General features: G+C 49.2%; 12 protein-coding genes. 9 read left to right on the top strand and 3 right to left on the bottom strand.

The window, feature by feature from the left end; translation table 11 throughout:
- Positions 1-436: 436 nt before the first annotated feature.
- The 8 genes from AB3R30_RS26095 to AB3R30_RS26060 all read left to right on the top strand — a co-directional run bounded on the left by AB3R30_RS26095 (position 437) and on the right by AB3R30_RS26060 (position 6,270).
- Positions 437-781, top strand: a complete 345-nt coding sequence (locus tag AB3R30_RS26095) for a nucleotidyltransferase family protein (protein WP_458652132.1) — start codon at positions 437-439, stop codon at positions 779-781.
- Positions 768-1,112, top strand: a complete 345-nt coding sequence (locus tag AB3R30_RS26090; RefSeq protein ID WP_458652131.1) for a HepT-like ribonuclease domain-containing protein — start codon at positions 768-770, stop codon at positions 1,110-1,112. Before AB3R30_RS26095 ends, AB3R30_RS26090 begins: the two co-directional genes overlap by 14 nt.
- 30 nt (positions 1,113-1,142) lie before the next feature.
- On the top strand, positions 1,143-1,460 hold the full coding sequence (locus tag AB3R30_RS26085; RefSeq protein WP_458652130.1) for a nucleotidyltransferase family protein: 318 nt from the start codon (positions 1,143-1,145) through the stop codon (positions 1,458-1,460).
- On the top strand, positions 1,457-1,810 hold the full coding sequence (locus AB3R30_RS26080) for a HepT-like ribonuclease domain-containing protein (RefSeq protein ID WP_458652129.1): 354 nt from the start codon (positions 1,457-1,459) through the stop codon (positions 1,808-1,810). Before AB3R30_RS26085 ends, AB3R30_RS26080 begins: the two co-directional genes overlap by 4 nt.
- Before the next feature lie 5 nt (positions 1,811-1,815).
- Entirely contained in the window at positions 1,816-5,073 is a 3,258-nt protein-coding gene (locus AB3R30_RS26075) for a type I restriction endonuclease subunit R (protein ID WP_458652128.1), read from the top strand.
- A gap of 133 nt (positions 5,074-5,206) precedes the next feature.
- Complete coding sequence (locus AB3R30_RS26070; protein ID WP_458652127.1) at positions 5,207-5,473, top strand: type II toxin-antitoxin system ParD family antitoxin; 267 nt, start codon at positions 5,207-5,209, stop codon at positions 5,471-5,473.
- A 3-nt stretch (positions 5,474-5,476) separates the two neighbouring features.
- Positions 5,477-5,785: a type II toxin-antitoxin system RelE/ParE family toxin gene (locus AB3R30_RS26065; protein ID WP_458652126.1), complete on the top strand. Its 309-nt coding sequence runs from the start codon at positions 5,477-5,479 to the stop codon at positions 5,783-5,785.
- A gap of 113 nt (positions 5,786-5,898) precedes the next feature.
- Complete coding sequence (locus AB3R30_RS26060; protein ID WP_458652125.1) at positions 5,899-6,270, top strand: hypothetical protein; 372 nt, start codon at positions 5,899-5,901, stop codon at positions 6,268-6,270.
- A gap of 18 nt (positions 6,271-6,288) precedes the next feature.
- On the opposite strand, the gene AB3R30_RS26055 is transcribed toward AB3R30_RS26060, so the two are convergent.
- The 3 genes from AB3R30_RS26055 to AB3R30_RS26045 all read right to left on the bottom strand — a co-directional run bounded on the left by AB3R30_RS26055 (position 6,289) and on the right by AB3R30_RS26045 (position 7,475).
- Positions 6,289-6,675 carry a CAP domain-containing protein gene (locus AB3R30_RS26055; protein WP_458652124.1) on the bottom strand — a complete coding sequence of 129 codons (387 nt, stop codon included), beginning with the start codon at positions 6,673-6,675 and terminating at the stop codon, positions 6,289-6,291.
- Positions 6,672-6,848 (bottom strand): hypothetical protein, encoded by a 177-nt coding sequence (locus tag AB3R30_RS26050; RefSeq protein WP_458652123.1) that lies wholly within the window; start codon positions 6,846-6,848, stop codon positions 6,672-6,674. Before AB3R30_RS26050 ends, AB3R30_RS26055 begins: the two co-directional genes overlap by 4 nt.
- A 141-nt stretch (positions 6,849-6,989) precedes the next feature.
- Positions 6,990-7,475, bottom strand: coding sequence for a helix-turn-helix domain-containing protein (locus AB3R30_RS26045; RefSeq protein WP_458652122.1), 486 nt, complete (start codon positions 7,473-7,475; stop codon positions 6,990-6,992).
- An 83-nt stretch (positions 7,476-7,558) separates the two neighbouring features.
- On the opposite strand from AB3R30_RS26045, the gene AB3R30_RS26040 reads away from it, so the two are divergent.
- The gene (locus AB3R30_RS26040) at positions 7,559-7,747 is read left to right on the top strand and encodes a hypothetical protein (RefSeq protein ID WP_458652121.1); all 189 of its coding nucleotides are present in this window, start codon (positions 7,559-7,561) and stop codon (positions 7,745-7,747) included.
- Positions 7,748-7,822 lie beyond the last annotated feature (75 nt).

The raw sequence follows: 7,822 nt of genomic DNA, 5'->3' as shown, positions 1-7,822 counted from the left end.
CTATTTGTACTACACATTATCTAACTTGTCATTTGTTAATACTGATGCTGCTGTACCTGGGTTAAATCGAAATTATGCATGGTCCAGGAATCATACTTGGACGCAAAGGCAATGTTGGCAGTGTTTTTTGGTCTTCTATTTCCTTTTATCCAATTGATACCGTTTATTACATAGATCGTAGTGAAAGCAGTTTCTATTTGTACTACACATTATCTAACTTGTCATTTGTTAATACTGATGCTGCTGTACCTGGGTTAAATCGAAATTATGCATACAGTCTAGAGATTTTGTTGCCTGAATCTTCTGTGCTTAAAAATTTTGAGGCTTTCGTTGCACCTATGCATAACCAGATCACAAGCTTGAATACATACAACCAAAAACTCCGTGAAGCCCGTGACCTGCTTCTACCCCGCCTAATGAATGGGAGCATTGCCGTATGACCCTCACCCCCAGCCCCTCTCCCACTGGGCGAGGGGAGCCGTTAGCACACATCATCCAGATGTTAAAGATAATGTTGCCGGAGTTGCGCGATCGCTATCACATCCGTAAGCTTTCCCTTTTTGGCTCCATCTTGCGTGACGATTTTCGCCCCGACAGCGACATCGATATTTTGGTAGAATTTGAACCCGGATGTACACCTGGTTTTGCCTTTATCACCCTTCAAGACACCTTGTCGGCAAGCTTAGGACGACCAGTGGATCTCAACACGCCCCAAAGCCTCAGCCGCTATTTTCGCGATCGCGTTCTGGCAGAAGCAGAGGTAATTGATGAGCGATCGTGATCGGGTGCGCTTGCATCATATGCTCGATGCTGCCACCAAAACTTTAGCTTTTACCCAGGGGCGTACTCGTCAAGACCTAGACACCAATGAACTACTCATGCTGGCAATCCTACGACTCATCGAAATTTTAGGGGAAGCCGCTAAAAATATTTCCCAGTCGATTAAAGAGCAATCACCTGAAATCCCCTGGAGACAAATCACAGGCACCCGCGATCGTTTGAGTCATGCTTATTTTGAAGTCGATCTTGATGTCATTTGGGATATTATCACCTCTGATTTGCCGTCGCTTATTCCTCGGCTAGAGGCTCTACTGAATCAACCCCTTGAGTAACCAACTCATCATCTTAAAGTAAGCCACATTATGTCTCAAGCACCCCCCCTCCCCTCCTTAGAAGCGATCGCTCAGACCTTAAAGAGCCTGTTGCCAGAGTTGCGCCATAAGTACGGCGTGATTTCGCTAGGGGTGTTTGGCTCCTATGTGCGCGGCGAACAAACCCCCGATAGTGACCTCGATTTGCTGGTGGAGTTTGATCCAGCCGTGCGGTTTGGGTTGTTGACCTACTGCGAACTGGAAAATACCTTGAGCGATCGCCTGGCAATCAAAGTCGATTTAGTCATGAAAAAGGCTCTGAAACCGCGTATTGGTGAACGCATTCTTCAGGAGGTCATTTATTTATGACCCCCCGCAGTGCCGCAGACTTTCTCCAAGACATGGTGAACTATGCCGACGATGCCACAAACTTTGTAGCAGGCATGGATTTTGCCACCTTTGAGCAAGACAAGCGCACCAGTTACGCCGTCGTCAGAGCCGTTGAAGTCATTGGCGAAGCCGCTAAAAACATTCCTCAAACCCTGAAAGATCAATACCCCAACATCCCCTGGAGAAGCATTGCTGGAATGCGCGACAAAGTGATTCATCAATACTTTGGGGTCGATTTTCAGGTGCTTTGGGACACCGTTCAGCAAGATATTCCACCGCTCAGGATCGCGATCGCCCAAGTTTTAACAGACCTTACCTCCTCCCCTTAACTGCCATGAGTACCGCATACTCCGAAGACGTTTTAGTGCAACAGACCACAGCCAACTTTTTTGAGCAGACCTTGGGTTGGCAATCGGTCTATGCCTTTAATAACGAGAAATTTGGAGCAACGGGCACCCTTGGGCGCACCGACCATACCGAAGTGGTTCTGACTCGCGACCTGCGGCAAGCCTTAGAGCGGCTCAACCCCGGACACCCGGACACTGCCTATGACGATGCCATTCAAAAGCTAATCACGGTCAGCACTGCTCAATCCCTGCTGCAAATTAATGAGGCAAAGTATAAACTAATCCGCGATGGTATCAAGGTCGCCTACAACGCGGCAACAGGTGACAAGAAAGAACCCACCCTGCGAGTGATCGACTTTGACAACCCTGATCAAAATCACTTCCTGGTAGTGCGGGAACTGTGGGTCAAAGGGGAACTGTTCCCAGCCAAACGCCCGGATATTATCGGGTTCGTCAATGGCATCCCCCTATTGTTTATTGAGCTAAAGAAATCCTGCCGGGATGTGCAGGTCGCCTACAACGACAACCTCACCCGCTACAAAAAAGAAATTCCCCATCTGTTCCACCACAACGCAATGGTGATGCTGAGTAATGGCATCGATGCCAGAGTGGGAACGATCGTCAGCCGTTACAAGTTTTTCCACGAATGGCGACGGCTAGCTGAGAACGAAAAGGGTCGGGTGCATTGGGAAACCATGCTGCGCGGGATGTGTAGCAAGCAAAACTTTCTGGATCTGGTGCAAAACTTCATCCTGTTCGATACCAGCAGCGGCACCACAGCCAAGATCTTGGCACGGAATCACCAATTTCTAGGGGTTAGTCGGGCATTTCAAGCCGTGCAAGACCGAGAAATTCGGGCAGGTAAATTAGGGGTGTTTTGGCACACCCAGGGCAGCGGTAAATCCTACTCAATGGCATTTCTCACTGAGAAAGTACATCGCTGTCTTGCCGGTAGTTTCACTTTTCTGGTTGTGACCGATCGCCAGGAGTTGGATAAGCAAATCGTCAAAACATTTGCCGGAGTGGGAGCCATCCCGAATAAGAAGAGTAACCGAGCCACGAATGGTGAAAATTTAAAGGAATTACTCAAAGACAATCACCGCTATATCTTTACCCTGATTCACAAATTCAACGCCAAGGGTTACACCTACAGCGATCGCCCAAACATCATCGTGCTTTGCGACGAAGCCCACCGCACCCAGTACGGCTCACTCGCAGGCAATATGCGAAACGGCTTAGATCACGCATCCTTCATTGCCTTCACGGGTACGCCCCTAATGGAGTCTAAAGAAGATCAAAAGACCCGCGAACACTTTGGCGAGTATGTTTCTACCTATGATTTCCAACGAGCCGTAGAAGATGGCTCAACCGTGCCGCTCTACTACGACAACCGGGGTGAAAAACTAAATTTTGTCGATGCAGAGGGCAAGCAACAACTCATTGCCACTCCCGCAGATCTGAATCAGCGCATTGCCGATACCCTCGCTGAACACGATTTGGATGAAGAAGCGGAAGCAAAAGCCCTGAAACGCTTGGGCACTGAGTATTTCATTCTCACGGCTGACCAACGGCTCGACCGCATTGCCCAAGACCTAGTAGCTCACTACACGACTCGCTGGCAGACCGGAAAAGCCATGCTCATCTGTATTGATAAGCTCACCACCGTCCGCATGTATAACCGGATTGACCACTATTGGAAACAAGCGATCGCGAACCAGCAAGCCCAAGTCAAACGAGCAACCGACGACCAAGACTTAAAGGAACAGCAAGACTATCTCAACTGGCTGCAATCGACTGAATATGCCGTCGTAGTCAGCGAAGCTGGCAACGAGGAAAAAACCTTTGATGATTGGGGCTTAGACATCCGCCCCCACCGCGACAAACTCGAGCGGCGGGACCTGGAAGAAGACTTTAAGAACGAAAATCATCCGTTTCGACTCGCGATCGTCTGTGCCATGTGGCTCACCGGGTTTGACGTGCCCAGCCTCGCTACCCTCTACATGGACAAACCCATGCAGGGACATAGTTTAATGCAAGCGATCGCCCGTGCCAATCGGATCTATGAGGGCAAAAACAACGGCTTGCTGATCGACTACAGCGGCATCCTCTCATCCCTGCGATCAGCCCTCGCCAAGTACGCCAAGCCCGATGTCCTGCTTGGTGATGAGGAAGAAGCTAAAGAAGGGGTAATGCCCTACAAAGATTTAGATCAACTGCGAGATGCCTATATCGCAGCTATTCAAACCTGCCAAGATCATCTTGCCAATCTGGGTTTTGACCTCCAGCACCTGATTCAGGCAGATGGCTTTGATAAACTTGTCTGCTTAGATAAAGACAACCAGGATTCTGCTGTCAATGCTGTTTGTACGAATGACGAATCCCTGGCTCGGTTTACAGTCATGGCACGAGATGTGTTTAAGAAGAAACAAGCCCTAATCACAGAACCCGCACTCACCGCACCGTTTCAGCTACAGCACGACGCGATCGCCGCCATCCATGATCACATTTATCAGCAACAAGAATTTGCTGGAGACTTGAATGCCGTGTTGCGATCGCTGCACGGGGTCGTCAGTGAGTTTGTCACCGTTGCACCATCCAACCGACCCCCTGGAGAAGACTTAGGCAAGCTTTATAACATTAGCGAAATTGATTTCGATCGCTTAAAAGCAGAGTTTGAAAAGTCCGCTACTAAAAATATTCAGGTACAGACCCTTAAAGCAGCCGTAGAACAGCAGCTTAGACGAATGCTGAGCCAGAACTCCACCCGTGTCGATCTCTACACCCGCTATCAAAAAATCATTGAGAACTACAACCAGGAAACCGATCGCGCCACGGTTGAGCAAACCTTTGAGGAACTGTTAAAAATCATTGAATCATTATCTGAAGAAGATAGCCGTGCAGTCCGCGAAGGTCTGACAGAAGAATATCTCGCCATCTTTGATTTACTCTGTCAACAGAAAAGTAATTTAAGTGCCAGGTCACGGAATCGAGTTAAGGAAATTGCTCACAACTTAGTCGAGGCAATCAAAGCGGAACTCCGAAAGCTAGACAACTGGCGCGATAAGGACACCACCAAAGCCCAAATTGAGACGTTTATCTACGATTATCTCTACAGCGACGATACGGGCTTACCTGTGGACGAATACGAACCCAGCGACGTTGTAACCCTCTCGAATATTGTGTACCTCCACATCTACCAGAAATACCCCACAGCAGACACCAACCCTTACTTGGATGCTGCATAACGCTTAGTATCCATGAATTTATTCGCAGTTTGAAACCATCCACTTCTCAAACCCTTGCAGACCGATCGCCCCTTTCCCCTCAATAACAAACTTTGACATTACAATGGGGCTACCCTGCAACCACCCCTAGCCCATGAACGTTTCCCTCACTCCAGAACTCGAAAACCTGGTTCACAGCAAAGTTAAAAGCGGTCGCTATCTCTCAGCCAGCGAAGTCATCCGCGAAGGGTTACGGCTACTCGAAGAGCGCGATCGCCTGTTTGAGTTGCGCCTTGCTGACCTGCAACAAAAAGTTTCTGTCGGCGTAGAGCAGGCGGATCGGGGTGAGCTAATCAATGCAGAGGATGTCTTTGCCGAGCTAGAAGCCGACACGCAGCAGCTTGAAATGCAGCGAGGATAAGCAATGGCTCGTGCTCGGTTCACCCCCCTTGCCAAAGACGATTTAAAGACGATTAACCGCTACATTGCTCAAGATAATTCAGCCGCCGCTCGTCGGTTGATTGCCCAAATCAAAGCACAATGCCAAACCCTGGCAGAGTTTCCAGACATGGGGCGACTGTGGAACGAACTCACCCCACCCCTACGCAGCTTTCCAATCGGCAACTATCTAATTTTCTATCGTCCCAGTTCTAAAGATGGAATTGAAGTCATTGCCGTAGTCAGCGGCTACCGAGACATGGAAACATTCTTCACTGAACGCCAGGACAACTAAGGAGCGATCGCCTGTTGCTCCCCTCAGATGTTCCCACTGTTCGATTCACCGCGCGGCATTGCCTGAAACCCAGATATTTTGTCAATTTTGATGCAAAAAGGATAAGCAGAATCATGAAGAAAAGCTTCGGTGTAATCACCGCAACCACGATCGCAACGCTCCTTGTGCCCACGATCGCCATAGCTCAAGCTATCCCCCAAACCCTCAAACAGGGAATGCCCTACGCCCAGGCACGAAAGACCCTGCTCAACAGCGGATGGCAAGCGGTAGCACTTTCCCCCAACCGCGATCGCTTCGGCGCAATGAACTACCTCATCAAACTTGGCTACAGCGAAGTTGAAACCTGCTCTGGTACAGGGATGGGCTTCTGTCGCTTCAACTTCACCAATGCCAACGGGCAAAAGCTAGCAGTTGTCACCGTCAACAACCAACCCGGTCAAAAGCCTAAACTCCAACGCTGGTGGATCGACACCGAGAATCGTTAGTCCTTGACGCAAGTGTTATTACTGTTCTGCTCCAGCAAAGTTTTGCACCGCATAAGCTCGTCCCCTCATTGGGTCAACCACAATTCCATAACCAAAGCGCTTATAGTCCGGCTTTAAAAAGTTTTGGCGATGCCCTGTGCTATACATCCAGCTTTTCTGAAATGCTTCAATTAGACCATAGTTCAAGCTAATTCCTGTTCCGCCTGTCTGCTGTATGATGTTTTCTCCCACTCCGCCCCGTCCGCCTACTTGGGCGAAGCGATCAGTTGGGGTTCTTCCCTCTGGAGTGACATGAGCATAGTAATTGCGGCTCATCATGTCTTGGCTATGCTGCTGAGACGATTGAGAAAGCAGCGGATCTTCCACCAGCGGCAACAAGCCATTGAGTTGACGATCGCGGTTCACCAGCGCCAGCGCGCTAACTGCCGAACTTCTGGGAGCGATCGACCGCCGTGAGCATTGAGCAGCGATACTTTTGGTTTGCCAATCTTCCAGTCTGCCCCGCCAGACCCGTTATCAAAGTAAAAAGCATCTTTCGCAGAAAGTAGGCTAACTCCAGCAATCAACAATCCAGGCAAGAGAACTTGTTTTGCTCTGACTGCAAACGATGTCGAAGACCTTCTTTGCCGGGATTGGTATCTCATACTTGAACCTATTGCCATTGGGTTAAGAGTTCCCTATTTCAACCCTGCAAGCTCTAGCTTCCTTCAGCCTCATTCTCAGGCTTCATCCTTCATTTCCTCATCTGTGCCCTGCGTTACCTCATCCATTTCAACCCGCTCCGGCAAATCCAGCGGCACCCGATCCCCTTCTCCCTTCCCCTTCCGTTCCATGAGCGGCGGCGCATCCTTTGCTGTAGCCATCCGATCCGCCATCACCCGCAACACCTGGGCAAAATCCTGCGATGGCATCACCTCCACGCGATCAAGGATGTCTTTACTCGTCAACCCACCCGTGCGCCCATATAGGTAGGCAACAAAAGCCTCAACCAACATCCCTTTAATTCGAGCAATCTTCTCTAGATTCTCCAAACTGGGGACATTTTTGCCATTCTCCCACTGCTGCACCGTCGATTGAGACACCCCCAGCACCTCAGCAAACTCGCGCTGAGATAACTTCCCCCGCGATTCTTGCACCGCCACCGCCAATTTTGCCAAAAAACCCTCATCCACGCTGGAAACCAGTTTTAAACTAAATTTTTCCATTTCAAATCATAAATCCTCAACTCTTATGATCGCTTGATTAATTAGTCATATATAATTAACATGAACGACAGTTCAATTAAAAAATGACTACTGCTTCAATCATGCGCCCCGTCACTCCTTCCAAGTCGAGTCGTGAAAACTTCACCATTCGCATGGAACCAAAGCTCAAGAAAGCCCTCAAGATTCAGGCGATCGAAGAAAATCGCGACCCTTCCGACCTGATTGACGAAGCCGTTCGTTTCTACCTCCAAAACCTGAATAACTCACTTTAGAGGATGTCTGAGAAGTTAGGGGCTACGCTAGCCGCCTGAGCATCAGACGAATCATGGCAACATAAATGAAAGTTT

This window comes from Sivoneniella epilithica UHCC 1019, from assembly GCF_040830845.1.
Taxonomy (GTDB): domain Bacteria; phylum Cyanobacteriota; class Cyanobacteriia; order Leptolyngbyales; family Leptolyngbyaceae; genus ULC077BIN1.
This window is presented reverse-complemented; position numbering and strand designations above follow the sequence as displayed.